Genomic DNA, 14,977 nt, shown 5'->3' with positions numbered 1-14,977 from the left:
CTGTTTGATCATGATCATGCGCTGATTAACCAGGTGACAAGAGCACTACTTGGGCGCTCAGTCGCATGTGTGTCATGCACCAATCGATGCGATCAGATGTGTGACAATGACATGATCGAGAGGTAATCTTGGCGCACTTACCCTCCGATGCAAGTATATGCATCCTTGTTATTCCTATCGTTTGTAACAGGTGTCTGTCGAGGACGCATCAATGAGTGAAGTAGTCGAGCACGATCGGGAAACCGCGGCGCTCAAGCTCCCGCCGCATTCGCTGGAGGCCGAGCAGTCTGTGCTTGGCGGCCTTATGCTCGATAATGAAGCTTGGGACGTAGTATCAGAACGGTTGGTCAGCGATGATTTCTATCGCTTTGAGCATCGCCACATATTTAATGGCATTACCCAGTTGGCTGAAGAAAGCCGACCGCTTGATGTTGTCACCTTGTCAGAGGTGCTTGAATCCCGCGATCAGCTTGATGCCATCGGTGGCCTTGCGTATCTGGCGGAACTGGCACGCAATACGCCTTCGGCCAGTAATATTCGCGCTTACGCTGATATCGTGCGTGAGCGGGCAACGTTGCGTAAATTGATACAGGTTGCCCATCAGATTGCCGAGGGCGCTTTCAATCCGCAGGGCCGACCCGCAGATGAGCTGGTCAATGAGGCCGAGCGACTGGTATTTCAGATATCAGAGTCGCGTCCCAAGTTTGGCGGCCCGGTCGGCATGAGTCAGTTGTTGACCAAGGCGGTTGATCGCATCGATCAACTGTTTAATTTAAAAGGACAGATGACCGGCGTATCGACCGGCTTTCGCGACCTCGATGATATGACTTCGGGACTGCAGCCCTCCGATCTGGTCATTATTGCCGGGCGACCCTCGATGGGTAAGACCACCTTCGCCATGAATCTGGTCGAACATGCAGTGGTGAGTGGCGAAAAATCGGTGGTGGTGTTTTCGATGGAGATGCCGGCTGAGTCGCTAATGCTGCGTATGGTGTCATCGCTGGGGCGTATCGATCAGACACGCGTGCGTACTGGCCAGCTTGAGGATGAGGACTGGCCACGCCTGACCTCGGCGGTCAACCTGCTTAAGGACAAGAAGCTGTTTGTAGACGATACACCGGCGTTGTCTCCTAACGAAATGCGCTCACGCGTGCGCCGTCTCGCTCGTGAGAATGGCGATGTGGGGCTAATCATGATCGACTATCTGCAATTGATGCAGGTGCCGGGAATGTCGGAAAATCGTACCGCCGAAATTTCCGAAATCTCGCGTTCGCTGAAAGGTATCGCCAAGGAATTTAACTGTCCTGTTGTCGCGCTTTCGCAGCTTAACCGCTCGCTTGAACAGCGTCCTAACAAGCGCCCCGTCATGTCGGACCTGCGTGAGTCCGGCGCTATCGAGCAGGATGCCGATGTTATTGCCTTCGTTTATCGCGACGAGGTCTATAATAAGGATAATCCCGACAACAAGGGGCTTGCCGAGTTAATCATCGGTAAGCAGCGTAATGGCCCTATCGGGACGGTGCACATGGCGTTTATAGGTAAGTATACGCGCTTTGAAGACCTCGCCCCGGATAGCTATAGCCAGTACGAAGAATAGATATGGTTTCAGGGTGAAATGGCAGGTGTGATAGGCGCTGGAGCCTTCTGGCGTGTTACGTATAATGCCGCATCCCTGAAGACTCTGATTTGCCACTAGACAGGAGAGGACATGGCAGCAGGATTTCGTCGTAGCGGGCGTCGCCGCCAGCCTAAGCTTGAGGCACGCGGTCGGCTCGATAGTATCGAGCGTGAAGGCCCATTCAAGGAATGGCTTGGAATGCCTGACTTGTATCGCCACAACCTGGTTGTCGATGGAGAGCCCTACAGCTATCAGGTTGAAGATGCAGAGTTGCCGGTCAGCGTAGGGGACTATGTTGTGTTTCGTTACAAGGAAACCAAAGCTGGCAACTGGATAGACCGGAGGTCGCTAGGTATTGCGATTGACCCGGCTACCTACCAAAAAGACTAAGCATTAATTACCGCCGCCGCAGTGCAGTTGGCTTGCGGCGGTTGTCTTGCTCGTTCCTATCCTTTTTTCGTCTCCTTTCAGTTTTCAAACTCGCCTTTGCCATCCACGTGCCTGTTCATCGTGCTTGGTAGGTCTGCATATCCATGCTGCGCGTTGACATTGATAACTATTATCATTTAAGTTCTTGTTGCTTCGCGCTTCAGCCAAGCGTGATGTGTGAGCACAACAGCTTTACCGCAGTGCGGTAGAAATGTCTCGACTTAGCCGTTACCGCTTCGGCCGCGACCACGCCAGGGAGAAATGACATGGAAATAGGCAAGACGCTGCCGTTGACGGGTGGCCAGGCGGGGATCTGGTACGCTCAGCAGCTCGATGTAGCACATGCTGCGTACAACACAGGACAATGCCTCGAAATTCATGGCCATGTAGCGCTTGATCTGTTGGCCGCCGCTATTCGTCAGGCAGTCAATGAGAGCGAGTCGTTACATGTACGTATTCATGACGGCGAAGAGGGGCCTTGCCAATATCCGCATGCGCCTCAAGAGTGGACGCTTGGTCAGCTTGATTTCAGTACTGTAGTAGAGCCACGGGCCGAGGCTTGGCGCTGGATGAACGAGACGCTGAAGCGCTCTGTCAACTTCACTGAAGGACCGTTGTTCAAGCAGGCCTTGCTTGTACTTGGCGATGGGCATGTTCTCTGGTTCTCGAGTATCCATCACATTGCCGCTGATGCTTACAGTTATGGTCTGTTGCAGCAGCGTGTGGCAGAAATTTACGCCGCTCTGTCCCAGCAGCGAATGCCTAAACCGGCCTGGTTCGGTAGTCTTGAACAGCTTGTTGTAGAAACGACGACCTATCTTGAAAGCGAACAGCTCGGCAAGGATCAGTGCTTTTGGCGTGAACGTTTCTCAAGCGACCCTGAACCTGTCAGCCTGGCAGGACGCTTTGCGATGGCCAGTGCCTTCGCTCACAAGCGGCAAGAGACGCTGCCGAGTGCGCAGGTCATTGCGCTCACACGTGCTGCTCAAGCCTGCAAGGCGAGTCTGCCCGAGTTATTGCTGGCCGCTATCGGTGCTTATTTATGCCGTATGACCGGCAAGGATAACGTTACCCTGGGGCTGCCGATGATGGGACGCATGCTGCCAGTGGCGCTACGTACACCCGCGACCCAGGTCAATGTTCTGCCCTTTCGCCTGCCGCTGACGCATGAACATGGTGCTGGCGAGTGGGTTGAGGCAACCAAACGCGAAATGCGTGACGTCCGCCGCCATCAACGCTACCGTTACGAATGGCTGCAGCGTGATCTGCAACGCCGTCTTCCCAATCGGCCGCTGTTTGGTCCCCATGTTAATATTCTGCCCTATACACAGCCGCACCTGTGGGAGGGCTGTGAAACGCATACGCACCATCTCGCCACCGGTCCGGTGGACGACATGACGTTTAGTCTCTATCTCGGCAGTGACAGTGGTGAGCTGCATATCGCGCTGGAATCCAATCCGTCTCTTTATAGCCTTGAACGTACCCAATGGCATCTGGAACGTCTCATCCACTGGCTAGGGCTATTCAGTTCAAGTACCTGCAACGTTACTGATGGTAGAAGTGCTGCGGAAAACGGCACGGATACAGCGCCTGGTATCGGTACGCTTGATGTGCTCATGCCGAAAGAGAAACAGCTTCTTGAAGACTGGAACGCGACGGCTCAGAAGGTTGAAGATACCGACCTAGCTACGCTTTTTGAGCGTCAAGTGGCACACACACCCAAGCAGTGCGCGCTTGTATTTGCTAACACCTCGCTTGACTACGCTGAGCTTAACGCGCAGGCCAATCGCCTCGCCAGGCTTCTGATGGCGGCCGGTGTCGAGCATGGTGATATTGTGGGCATTGCCGTGCCACGCTCCTTGGCGCTTGAGATCGCATTACTGGCAGTGCACAAGGCCGGCGGTGCCTACATGCCGCTTGCCAGTGATTATCCCAAGGAGCGGCTCGCTTACATGATTGAGCAGGCTCGTCCCGCCGTAATTGTCGCACATTCGTCCCAGCTTGAGATGCTGCCGACCGATGACAATACGGCTACGGTAAAGGTGATAATCGATAGTGAAGAGACGGCAACGACACTTGAGACGCTTTCTGGCGACAATCTGGACGGCTCTGGACGCAACGCTGGTGATCCGGCCTACTTGATTTTTACCTCCGGTTCGACCGGCAAACCCAAGGGGGTATTGGTCGAGCATCGTGCAATCGTCAATCGCCTGCTGTGGATGCAGGGTGAATACGGACTGCAGGCTGGCGACCGTGTCCTTCAGAAAACGCCTGCCGGTTTTGATGTTTCGGTATGGGAATTCTTCTGGCCGTTGATCAGCGGCGCCACGCTGGTCATGGCACGGCCAGAAGGGCACAAGGATCCTCGTTATCTTAGTGAACTCATCATTCGTGAGGGCATTACCACGCTGCATTTTGTCCCATCGATGCTGCGCGCTTTTCTTGATGAGATTGATGACGTTACCGCGGCTGCCATGGGAGGGCTCCGGCGTGTATTTGTCAGTGGAGAGGCACTGAGCAAGGAGCTGCAGGAGCGCTTTTTTGCCAAGCTGAATGCTGAACTGCATAACTTGTATGGCCCTACGGAGGCGGCAGTTGACGTAACCTATTGGCCTTGTACGCAGAATGAGACACGGACAACGGTGCCTATTGGCCGTCCCATCTGGAACACGCAGATTCATATTCTCGACGACACGCTACGCCCTATGCCGGTCGGTAGTATCGGTGAGCTTTATATCGCAGGCCGCAATCTGGCGCGTGAATATATCGGTCGCCCCGATTTGACCGCTGAGCGTTTCGTCGCCAATCCTTTTGCTGCGGGTGAACGCATGTACCGCAGCGGTGACCTGGCGTGCTGGAATGAAGATGGCACCATCGACTATGTTGGTCGCATCGACCATCAAGTCAAGCTGCGCGGCTTGCGCATCGAACTTGACGAGATCGAAGCGGTGCTTGTCGAATATCCCGCGATCGCCAAGGGCGTTGTCAGTGTCTACAGCAGCGATCAGGTTGATGCGACGCTTGTCGCTTATGCCGTGGTGAATGATAAGGTCGATAAAGAAGCGCTCAGACAACATCTGGCACGTCAGTTGCCAACCTATATGGTGCCGAGCCATATCGTGTTCCTTGACGCGCTGCCATTGACGGCCAATGGCAAACTTGATCGCAAGGCTCTCCCTGCGCCTATGCTTGCCGCTACAGGTGAGGACCGCCCACAAACACCGCAAGAGCAGATCTTATGCGAGCTTTTCAGCGCGGCGCTGGGCCTTGAGCGTGTGGGTATCCACGATAATTTCTTTGACCTGGGTGGCCATTCATTGTTGGCCGTGCAACTGGCTCGGCAGATACGTGATCGGCTAGGCTGGGAAGTGTCGATCGCCACGCTATTTGAGGCACCCAGTGTTGCGCAGCTTGCCGCAGTAGGCGATACGGCTCAGATTGATGATGCGCTCGATGTGCTGCTGCCTTTACGCACCGCGGCGTCGCACAATCCCTATATCTTTTGCATCCATCCTGCTGGTGGGCTGAGCTGGTGTTACAGCGGGCTGACGCGTTTTATTCCTGTCGAATACGGCATCTACGGCGTACAGGCGCGAGGTTTGAAAACGACCCAGCAGAGCGGTGCAGCGCTTCCTCAGACAATGGATGATATGGCGCGCGATTACCTTGAGCAGATACGCTGCGTACAGCCGCAAGGCCCGTATTATCTACTGGGCTGGTCGGTGGGCGGGATGATTGCGCATACTGTCGCTGCACTGCTGCAGGAATCAGGTGAAAAGGTCGGCATGCTTGCCTTACTGGATGCGTATCCGAGCGATTTATGGCGGGATATGGCGCCACCGGGTGAAGCACAAGCGCTTACCGCACTGCTGCGCATTGCCGGTTTCGGTCAGCATGAAGATGCCGGCCTGACACGGCAGGAGGTGATTGAGCTGCTGAAAAATGAAGCGCATGCGATGGCGAGTCTGCCACAACAGACGCTTGATGCATTAGTTGATGTGGTGATCAACAATAGCCGCTTGGTGCGTGACTCTCATCATCGATTGTTTGAAGGTGATGTGCTGTTTTTCAGCGCGGCGAGACCACGAGCGGAAACTTGGTTGACACGTGATGCCTGGCATCCCTATATCAATGGGCGCCTTATCAATGTCGATATCGACTGCGATCATCCCACCATGCTGCAACCGGAAAATGTTAAGCCTATTGGGACATATTTGGAAAAAGCACTTAAAACGCATGAGCCAGTCACGATATGACGCGCCCGCTTTCACCCCAGCCGCCTGTAGAGGGTATTAGGTACGCATTTACACAAGTGCCACTGGTAGGCGTGGGAGAAATACATTGGTGCGCGCGTTCGCTGGATTTCATCATCGAGATGATTGCCTCGCCGGGGTTTGAAACGTGCTGCAACGATATCGTTGTTGAGTTCGGCAATGCCCGTCATCAGGCGCTCGTCGACCGTTACGTGGCGGGAGAGGATGTCGATATAGATATTCTCTGCCGTGTGTGGCGCGACACACTACATTTCATGCTCTGGAGCCCTGAGGTTTATGCCCGCTTCTTTCAGCGCATAAGGGAGATCAATGCTCACCTTCCACCATCTCGGCGTCTGCGCGTCATTCTTGGTGAGGAGGCGTGTGATTGGCGTAGCCTGACATTTACAGAGTGGAAGCGTCTGCATCAGCGCCGCGATGAGCATTATCGAATCGTCGTTGAAAAGGAAGTGCTGGCTCGTAAGCGACGAGCCCTGCTTGTTTTCGGTGTAACGCACCTGCTCAAACACGGGAATCCGGCGATGATGTCAGCCAACGGACCGGCCGCTCCACTCGGTGCGCAGCTCATTGAGCATCATGGCGATATCCTCAGGGTCATCTGGCCTTATTTCATGGCAAAGGCTGACTTCCTGACTTCAACTGAACAAGCTGCTTGGCCTATACCTTCCATAACATGGCTTGATAGTACAGAGCTTGCCGATCGCGAATTTATCCCCCCGTTTGCAACGCAGCCGGAAGCGCGGATAAAGGCAGGTGATGCTTTTGATGCCTGCCTTTATCTCGGTAATCTGGAACGTAACCTCAATGTGCCAGCGTCGGTTTATGAGGACCAGGAATGGCTTGATGAAATCGGCAGAAGAGCGGCTATCTTGGGAGCGACACAGCGTAAGCGGATTGAAAGCTTGCTGCCGGAGGCAGCAAGGAAAAGAATTCGTGCCTGCGCTGCTTTAGAGTAAATATTATTGGACGTCCGTGACGTCATATACATGGTTGGCTGAACATCCTTCGCAAAAGAAAGGTGCTGACCATAGCGTACCCATCGCCAGGAGGGCGAGGGCGCGTGTGGCCTGGATCGATAAGTGGCGAGTGAAACCAAATGGTCACGATGTTGAGGCAAGCTAGGCGACACATCAAAAAATCAGACAATATCGAATCACATCCCCAAGGAGGGTCAGTGAATTTACAACAGTTACAACAGGCTGCCAGTCAAAAGAAAGACGCCGAGGTGCGTGTCATTCGTCACAATGACAGTCAGCTTTATCAGGTTGAGTATCAGCAAGGCGAAGGTGAGCGCTGGTTGCTTAAGCGCTGTGGCAAGCCCCAGCTTTTTCGGTCGTTGGATGCTGTCTACGATGAACTGCGTCACATTGGCATCCGCCAGGCTTTTCTAGTTCAGCGTGGCGGTAAGGATTATGTTCATGGCTATGACGCGCATTACCATGGTGCAATGACTGCCACCGTCCCGCTTGCTTTCTGAACAAGTATTCATGAGGGGCATTTTCACGCCCCTCACGTGGTTTCGGTTTAATCACAATAATCTTGTTTATCCTCCCTTCCTGTTATCTATTTATAATCTCTGCTTAACACCTCGCGTCAGTTTTTAGCCTCACCATATTCTTATTCGCAACTTGTACAAAGTTTGTGCAAATCTTGAGGATAGGATATTTTCATGACCCATATTTCACGGCGCTCTGATAGACTTTAATTATCAGAAGTAAGGAGTCTTATCATGTCCTCGCCCCGTTTCGGTGTAATGCTTGTCAATCTGGGTACGCCAGAATCTCCCACACCCGCTGCGGTTAGGCGTTATCTCGCCGAATTTCTATGGGATAGGCGTGTTATTGATGTTTCCCGTCCGCTCTGGTGGTTGATTCTTAACGGTATCGTATTGCGTACCCGGCCTAAACGCGTGGCACATGCCTATGCATCCGTTTGGCAGGATGAGGGATCGCCACTATTAGCAATCGGGCGCCGTCAGCAAAGAGCGTTAAAAGCACGTCTCGATGAACGCTTTGGTACCGATGTACCTGTCGAACTGGCGATGACCTACGGAAAGCCCACCATGGAGGAGGCGGGGATGGCATTTCGCCGTGCCGGGGTAGAACGTATTCTTGTCTTCCCGCTTTATCCGCAATACTCCCGCTCGACCACGGCATCGGTCTTTGATCGTCTTGCCAAGGCGCTCAAGGACTGTCCGCATCTTCCTGAGATGCGTTTCATCCGCGATTACCATGATCATCCGGGATATATTGCCGCACTGGCTTCAAGTGTTGAGGAACACTGGGAACGCGAAGGTAAGCGCGGCCATCTATTGATGTCTTACCATGGTATTCCCAAGCGCTATGCCGAAGAGGGTGATCCGTATCCCAAACATTGCGAAAGAACCAGTCGCCTGGTGGCTGAAAAGCTGGGGCTTGCCGATGATGAATGGACGATGAGCTACCAGTCGCGCTTCGGTCGTGAGGAGTGGTTAAAGCCTTACACGGATGAAACCCTGATGGCCTGGGGTAAGCAAGGCCGTGAGCGTGTTGACGTGATGAGCCCCGCATTCTCGGCTGACTGCCTTGAGACGCTGGAGGAGATTGCCGTCGAGAACCGCGACAATTTCATCAATGCCGGCGGTAAGGAGTACAGCTTTATTGAGTCGCTCAATGATCGTGACGATCATATTGCTCTCTTTGAGTCGCTTATTGTTCACCATACCGAAGGGTGGTAAACAGCGGTCAAGCCATAAAAGAAAGGGGCCTGAACAGTAATGTTCGAGCCCCTTTCTTTCTAGACAGTGAATGTAATGTGGATCACGTTCGTTCGCTATCCTGCGGTTTCTCTTTTGTTTTAAGTTCTACTGGCTCACCTTGAGTCCGTTCATAAAGTGGCAGCTTATGATGTAGCGCACTCATGGCTAACAAGTGAGCACTGACCGGAGCGGTGATAATTAGAAACAGCGTGATCAGCATCTCTTGAGCACTTGGTGTACCTTCCTGCAGCCAGAAATAAGCGACCGAGGCAATCAACGTACAGCCGACGCCTAGCGTCGAGCTTTTAGTTGGCCCATGAAGACGCATGTAAAAATCCTTGAAACGCAATAGGCCCAAGGCACCGATCAGGGAAAGAACTCCTGCTGTGATCAAAAGCAACGAGATCACTGCCTCCCATATCACATGTAATTCCGGCATGAAGGCCTCCTAGGCAACGGCGCTTATGCATGATGTGTTCATTGGTGGTTACTCGATGATATCGCCGCGCAGCAGATACTTGCATACCGCGACGGTACTGATAAATCCCAGCATGGCAATAAGCAGGGCGGCTTCGAAATAAAGCTTCGAATTCAGCCAGATGCCGAAGATGATAATCAACCCGATACTGTTGACATACATGGTATCTAGGGCGGCGATACGGTCCGGCATTGATGGGCCTGCCAGGACGCGATAGAGATTGAAAATCAGCGCCAGCATGAAAAGTCCGGTGCTGATCCGGATAGCGACGTCTAGCATCCGAATATCTCCTTTAACGGGAGTTCATAGCGTTCATGAATATGGCGGATCATGCCGTCGATATCGTCGACGTCGAGTGCATGGATCAACAGGGTACCGTCATGCAAACGCAGATGTGCCGAAAGAGTGCCCGGCGTCAACGAGATAGTATTGGCCAGGACAGTGATCGGAAACGTCTCTGACATCGATAACGGATAAACGATAAATGCCGGCTGAGGTTTACGACGTATCGCCAGGATAACTCTCGATACCTCAAAGTTGGCCACGATGATATCGATGAACAGGACGAATATGTACTTTATGGCGAGCCATGGCCGTTTGACATCCGGCTGTTTATCCCAGAATTGCTGTGTCAGCTTGGGAATGATGAGGCCGAGCACAACGCCAAGCAGGATATTGCCCGGGCTCAGGGAGGTCACCAGAATCCATATCGCTGCCAAAAGCAGGGAGAGCAGCGGCGTGGGTACCCATCGGGTCGCTGGGATCATAGGGCGTCTCCCTCGGTATCACGTATAAGGATCGACTGGATATAGCGCTCAGGAGAGAGCAGCTGCTCCGCTGCCGCCTGGGTATAGGCTGTCAACGGGCCTGCAAACACGGTCAGTACGATAGAGCTGCCGATCAGGCTGTATACGCCGATGCTGCGCAACTTGCCCATCGGTGTACCGCTCGGCTCGCCTGCACTGGTGTGCCAGAATACAGTCGAGCCGGCGCGTGCCGCGGCCACGATCCCGCATAGGCTGGATATGAGCAGCGTCGGCCACAGCCAGGCCCGTTCGCTGGCTTCGGCAGATAGCAAGATAAGCGCCTTGCCAATAGCCCCGGAGAGAGGGGGAAGGCCAATCACACTGATCATGCCGATGAAATACAAAAGCCCGAGGCGGGTCGGCTGCAATACTGGGCGGCTCTTGACGATGCGTGCACCGGCCTTGCCACGCTGATCATCGATCACATCGGCCAGCAGAAACAGCCCGCCGGTGATGAGCGTGGTATGAATGGTGTAGTAGAGCAGGGCGGCGATACTGCTTTCATGATGCATGCCTAGCGCAATCAGTAGGGTGCCTACCGAAATCAGGATCATGTAGCAGACCTGTGTACGTAGATCGCGCGCTGAGAGAACACCAATGCCGGCCAGAACCAGAGTGGCCAACCCGCCCCACCACAGCCAAGGTAGCGAGATATTAGCTAGATGGTTGGCCTTTTCGCCAAAAATGAGGGTGAAGACACGCAGGATCGCGTAGATGCCGACCTTGGTCATCACCGTAAACAGAGCGGCCACGGCAGCAGGCGCGGCAGCATAGGCACGAGGTAGCCAGAAATACATCGGCAGCATCGCCGCCTTGAGCATAAACACGGTCAACAGCAAAAGCGCGCCGGCCAGGGTCAGCCCGGCTTGAGTGGCATCCAGATATTGAACGCGTACTGCCATATCCGCCATGTTGAGCGAGCCAAGCGTGCCGTAAAGCACGCCCAGACCGAACAGGAACAAGGACGAGCCGGCGACATTAAGCACGACATAATGTACGCCCGCTTGTGTCCGACCCTTGCCGCCACCATGCATGAGCAATGCATAAGAGGCGATCAACAGGACTTCGAAGAAAACGAACAGGTTGAACAAGTCACCCGTCATGAAGGCGCCGTTTATGCCCATCAGCTGAAGCTGGAACAGACCGTGAAAGTTCGAGCCTTCCTCATCCTGGCCGGCGCTGGCATAGATGACCGAGGCCAGGGCAAGCAAGGCCGTAGTCAGCACCATGATGGCCGAGAGACGATCAAGCACAAGAATGATGCCAAACGGTGGCTGCCAATTACCCAGCGCATAGTAGCGAATAGTGTCATCGTCGGCAGTGATGACCATCGCAATACCCACAATAACCAGTAAGGTCGTAGCGCTGATACCGACAACACGCTTGACTAGTACGGCGCCTTGGCGTTGCCACAGTAACAGCAGGCCGGCGACCAAGGGCAGGATGATCGGGAAGATGAGCAGATGTTGACTCACTGCTTTTCCTCCCTGGGTTCATCGCTGCGCTGTCCATCGGCATGGTCGCTGCCTAGATCACCGCGTGCCCGCATGGCGAGAATGACCACGAAGGCGGTCATCGCAAATCCAATGACAATAGCCGTTAACACCAATGCCTGCGGCAGGGGATCGGCATAAGGCATGTTGGCCCCGATTATCGTGGTATACGCTGTTCTCAAGCCACCCATGGAAAACAGGAACAGGTTGGCTGCATAAGAAAGCATGGTCAGCCCGACGACGATAGGGAAAGTCCGACCTCGTAGAATCAGATAGACGCCGCAGGCCGTCAAAATACCGGTAGTAGCCGCATAGAGCGCTTCCATCAGCGTTTCTCCTTGGACGGACGGTGGGGCGTAGTAACCTTGCCCAAGTTGGCAAGGATCATCAGCGTGGCGCCGACAACGGTCAAATATACGCCCAGATCAAACAGCAAGGCTGTGGCCAGCTCCACGTCGCCAATCAACGGGATATGGAAGTGCCCGAAGGCAGACGTCAGGAAAGGGTAACCAAACACCCAACTGCCTAGCCCGGTCAATGTCGCGATCAGTACGCCTGCTACAGCAATCGGCTGGAACTGGAAATCCAGACGCTGTTGCGCCCATTCCACGCCGCGCGCCATGTATAAAAGGATCAACGTTGCCGCAGCCACGAGTCCGGCAATAAAACCGCCGCCCGGCAGGTTGTGACCCCGTAGGAAGATAAATACCGACACGAGCAATGCCAATGGCAACAGGGATTGCGCCATTGAGGCCAGAATGGCCGGGAAACGCTCAGGTGACCAGGGCCGGCCTTCCATATCGCTGGAGGGCATGAACAGCTTCAAGCGGTTAAGCAGCTTGAATATCGCAAGGCCCGCGATTCCAAGCACGGTAATTTCACCGAGGGTATCGAAGCCACGAAAGTCGACAAGAATGACGTTGACCACATTATGACCACCGCCACCGGGCACGCTGTTTTCGAGAAAAAACGATGAGATGCTCTGGAGTGGGCGTGTCAGCACCGCATAGTTGAGGCTGGCCACGACACCGCCAAAGGCGCCGGCTAGTAGAACATCACGCATGATGCGTCTGCCGCTCGATTCCTTGGGTGTTTTCTGCGGTAGAAAGAACAGCGCCAGCATCAGCAGGATCATGGTGACGACTTCAACGGCCAGTTGCGTAAGCGCCAGATCAGGTGCCGAGAAACGGGCAAAGGCGAGTGATACCAGCATACCGACCACCGAGAGCATGATCAGCGAAATCAGACGGCGGCGATGGAAAAATACCGTTGCCAGACCTGAAAGGCACAGCATTCCAGCGCCGACAGCAACCGCCCAGTCAATTGATTGAGCGGGCAGGTTACCGCTCAGGCGTGGCGATTCAATCAGCCCATAGGCGGAGAATCCCAGCGCGGTGAGCAGTAGCCAGAACATGTAGCGTTGTAGTGAGCCATTCTCGAATCGATCGATTGCCTGTTGCGCCACGCGAACGATTGCCTGTGTGGACGCTTCGAAGATGACGTTGGGATCTTGTGAACGAAACTGGCGATGAAAGTTATAAATATAGTGACGCAGCGCATAGACCAATATTCCACCACCTAAGGCGATGGCGCTCATCAATAGCGGTAGGTTAAAGCCATGCCAGATGGCCAAATCGATTTCTGGCTCATATCCAGCAGGCACAACCGCAGTAACTGCCGCATTCAACAACCCGCTTACGGTGCTCGAGGGAAAGAGTCCAACGACAATGCATAACAGAATCAATATCTCTATGGGCAGACGCATGTAGCGCGGCGGTTCATGTGGCTTCTTCGGCAGGTTTTTGGGTTCGCCATTGAAGAATACGTCGTGAATGAAGCGCAGCGAGTAGGCTGCTGAAAGCACGCTTCCCAGAGTGGCCAGCGCTGGGATCAGCCACGATAGCCCACCGAGCATATGGGCATCGAGACTTTCGGACAGGAACATTTCCTTGGACAAAAAGCCGTTGAGCAACGGCACCCCGGCCATTGATGCCGCCGCGATGGTAGCCAGCGCCGTAGTGTAGGGCATGTAACGCCAAAGACCGTTCAACTTGCGGATGTCACGTGTGCCACATTCATGGTCAACGATGCCCGCTGCCATGAACAACGATGCCTTAAAGGTTGCATGGTTGATGATATGAAACACGCCGGCAACGGCCGCCATGGGTGAGTTCAGGCCGAACAGCATGGTGATCAGGCCTAGGTGACTGATCGTCGAAAATGCCAGCACACCCTTCAGATCCTGCTTGAGCAGCGCGAAGTAGGCGCCGTAGAGCAGCGTTACCAGTCCGGTAAGCGCCACAAAATAGAACCAGAGATCGGTGCCAGCGAGTACCGGAAACATGCGCGCCAGCAGAAAGACGCCTGCCTTCACCATGGTGGCAGAGTGCAGATAGGCCGACACAGGCGTTGGCGCAGCCATGGCTTTGGGTAGCCAGAACTGAAATGGGAACTGCGCGGATTTAGTGAAGGCGCCGAGCAGAATAAGTACTAGGGCATAGAGATAGTACGGGCTGCTTCGGACCTGATCCCCGCTTTGCAGAACAACCGAAAGATCCATGGTGCCGACAATCTGGCCGAGCAGCAGGAACCCTGCCAGCAGCGAAAGCCCGCCTGCACCGGTGACAGTCAACGCCATACGCGCACCCTTGCGCGCATCGCTCTGATGAGACCAGAAACCGATCAGCAGAAAGGAAGAAAGACTCGTCAATTCCCAGAAGAACCACAGTAGCAATAGATTGTTCGAGGTGACGATGCCGAGCATTGAGGTCATGAAAAGCATCAGATAGGCATAAAAACGGCCCATCGAATCTTGCTCGGAAAGGTAGTAGCGAGCGTAGAGAATGATCAGCAGCCCGATACCGAGGATCAGCAGCACAAATAACAGCGATAGTCCATCAAGACGCAAGGCCAGGTGGAGATCGAGCTGAGGAATCCATGGCAAAAAGAATTGCGGAACGTTCCCCGAAAATACCAGCGGGGCCAGATACAGCGTAATGCCAAGGGCAACGGCCGGCAGTAAAGCCGTTAACCATGCGCAATAAGTGCGTCCTGCGCGTATGCCTATCAAAGGCACAAGCGTGCCTAGAAGAGGCAATAACACGATCAGCAGCAGGGTCATGGAAGACTCGCTCTTGTCGTT

The 14,977-nt window shown here is 54.1% G+C and carries 12 protein-coding genes; 6 read left to right on the top strand and 6 right to left on the bottom strand.

Translation table 11 applies throughout. From position 1 onward, the window contains the following. Positions 1-211 precede the first annotated feature (211 nt). From dnaB to hemH, 6 genes are all read left to right on the top strand, one after another. Complete coding sequence (dnaB, locus tag C3Z11_RS08395) at positions 212-1,597, top strand: replicative DNA helicase (protein ID WP_106477478.1); 1,386 nt, start codon at positions 212-214, stop codon at positions 1,595-1,597. Between the two features lie 111 nt (positions 1,598-1,708). Then, positions 1,709-2,008, top strand: a complete 300-nt coding sequence (locus C3Z11_RS08390; protein ID WP_106477477.1) for a hypothetical protein — start codon at positions 1,709-1,711, stop codon at positions 2,006-2,008. 305 nt (positions 2,009-2,313) lie between these two features. Then, a complete protein-coding gene (locus tag C3Z11_RS08385; RefSeq protein WP_106477476.1) occupies positions 2,314-6,303 on the top strand; it encodes a non-ribosomal peptide synthetase in 3,990 nt (1,329 codons plus the stop codon). Beyond that, positions 6,300-7,277, top strand: a complete 978-nt coding sequence (locus C3Z11_RS08380; RefSeq protein WP_106477475.1) for a hypothetical protein — start codon at positions 6,300-6,302, stop codon at positions 7,275-7,277. The genes C3Z11_RS08385 and C3Z11_RS08380 overlap by 4 nt, the downstream gene beginning before the upstream one ends. 218 nt (positions 7,278-7,495) lie before the next feature. Then, complete coding sequence (locus tag C3Z11_RS08375) at positions 7,496-7,798, top strand: DUF6482 family protein (protein ID WP_106477474.1); 303 nt, start codon at positions 7,496-7,498, stop codon at positions 7,796-7,798. Positions 7,799-8,050: 252 nt separating this feature from the next. Continuing rightward, the gene (hemH, locus tag C3Z11_RS08370) at positions 8,051-9,037 is read left to right on the top strand and encodes a ferrochelatase (protein ID WP_106477473.1); all 987 of its coding nucleotides are present in this window, start codon (positions 8,051-8,053) and stop codon (positions 9,035-9,037) included. A gap of 82 nt (positions 9,038-9,119) precedes the next feature. Here hemH and C3Z11_RS08365 read toward each other — a convergent pair whose 3' ends face one another. Genes C3Z11_RS08365 through C3Z11_RS08340 form a run of 6 tightly spaced genes read right to left on the bottom strand, consistent with a single transcriptional unit; the run spans position 9,120 to position 14,956 of the window. Continuing rightward, positions 9,120-9,497, bottom strand: a complete 378-nt coding sequence (locus C3Z11_RS08365; RefSeq protein ID WP_106477472.1) for a Na+/H+ antiporter subunit G — start codon at positions 9,495-9,497, stop codon at positions 9,120-9,122. A gap of 48 nt (positions 9,498-9,545) precedes the next feature. After that, positions 9,546-9,815: a K+/H+ antiporter subunit F gene (locus C3Z11_RS08360; protein WP_106477471.1), complete on the bottom strand. Its 270-nt coding sequence runs from the start codon at positions 9,813-9,815 to the stop codon at positions 9,546-9,548. Beyond that, entirely contained in the window at positions 9,809-10,303 is a 495-nt protein-coding gene (locus C3Z11_RS08355; protein WP_106477470.1) for a Na+/H+ antiporter subunit E, read from the bottom strand. The genes C3Z11_RS08360 and C3Z11_RS08355 overlap by 7 nt, the downstream gene beginning before the upstream one ends. Continuing rightward, positions 10,300-11,817: a monovalent cation/H+ antiporter subunit D gene (locus tag C3Z11_RS08350; protein WP_106477469.1), complete on the bottom strand. Its 1,518-nt coding sequence runs from the start codon at positions 11,815-11,817 to the stop codon at positions 10,300-10,302. Before C3Z11_RS08350 ends, C3Z11_RS08355 begins: the two co-directional genes overlap by 4 nt. Further along, positions 11,814-12,161, bottom strand: coding sequence for a Na+/H+ antiporter subunit C (locus C3Z11_RS08345; RefSeq protein WP_106477468.1), 348 nt, complete (start codon positions 12,159-12,161; stop codon positions 11,814-11,816). Before C3Z11_RS08345 ends, C3Z11_RS08350 begins: the two co-directional genes overlap by 4 nt. Next, positions 12,161-14,956 carry a monovalent cation/H+ antiporter subunit A gene (locus tag C3Z11_RS08340; RefSeq protein ID WP_106477467.1) on the bottom strand — a complete coding sequence of 932 codons (2,796 nt, stop codon included), beginning with the start codon at positions 14,954-14,956 and terminating at the stop codon, positions 12,161-12,163. The genes C3Z11_RS08345 and C3Z11_RS08340 overlap by 1 nt, the downstream gene beginning before the upstream one ends. Positions 14,957-14,977: the final 21 nt, after the last annotated feature.

The sequence above is a fragment of the Phytohalomonas tamaricis genome, from assembly GCF_003012345.1.
In the GTDB taxonomy this organism is placed as follows: domain Bacteria; phylum Pseudomonadota; class Gammaproteobacteria; order Pseudomonadales; family Halomonadaceae; genus Phytohalomonas; species Phytohalomonas tamaricis.
Note: the sequence above shows the minus strand (reverse complement) of the source record. Positions and strands in the feature narration are given on the sequence as shown.

Bases quoted from the DNA above. Each gene is read 5' to 3' on its own strand.
- dnaB (WP_106477478.1), top strand. From the start codon at position 212: ATGAGTGAAGTAGTCGAGCACGATCGGGAAACCGCGGCGCTCAAGCTC.
- C3Z11_RS08390 (WP_106477477.1), top strand. From the start codon at position 1,709: ATGGCAGCAGGATTTCGTCGTAGCGGGCGTCGCCGCCAGCCTAAGCTT.
- C3Z11_RS08385 (WP_106477476.1), top strand. From the start codon at position 2,314: ATGGAAATAGGCAAGACGCTGCCGTTGACGGGTGGCCAGGCGGGGATC.
- C3Z11_RS08380 (WP_106477475.1), top strand. From the start codon at position 6,300: ATGACGCGCCCGCTTTCACCCCAGCCGCCTGTAGAGGGTATTAGGTAC.
- hemH (WP_106477473.1), top strand. From the start codon at position 8,051: ATGTCCTCGCCCCGTTTCGGTGTAATGCTTGTCAATCTGGGTACGCCA.
- C3Z11_RS08365 (WP_106477472.1), bottom strand. From the start codon at position 9,497: ATGCCGGAATTACATGTGATATGGGAGGCAGTGATCTCGTTGCTTTTG.
- C3Z11_RS08360 (WP_106477471.1), bottom strand. From the start codon at position 9,815: ATGCTAGACGTCGCTATCCGGATCAGCACCGGACTTTTCATGCTGGCG.
- C3Z11_RS08355 (WP_106477470.1), bottom strand. From the start codon at position 10,303: ATGATCCCAGCGACCCGATGGGTACCCACGCCGCTGCTCTCCCTGCTT.
- C3Z11_RS08345 (WP_106477468.1), bottom strand. From the start codon at position 12,161: ATGGAAGCGCTCTATGCGGCTACTACCGGTATTTTGACGGCCTGCGGC.
- C3Z11_RS08340 (WP_106477467.1), bottom strand. From the start codon at position 14,956: ATGACCCTGCTGCTGATCGTGTTATTGCCTCTTCTAGGCACGCTTGTG.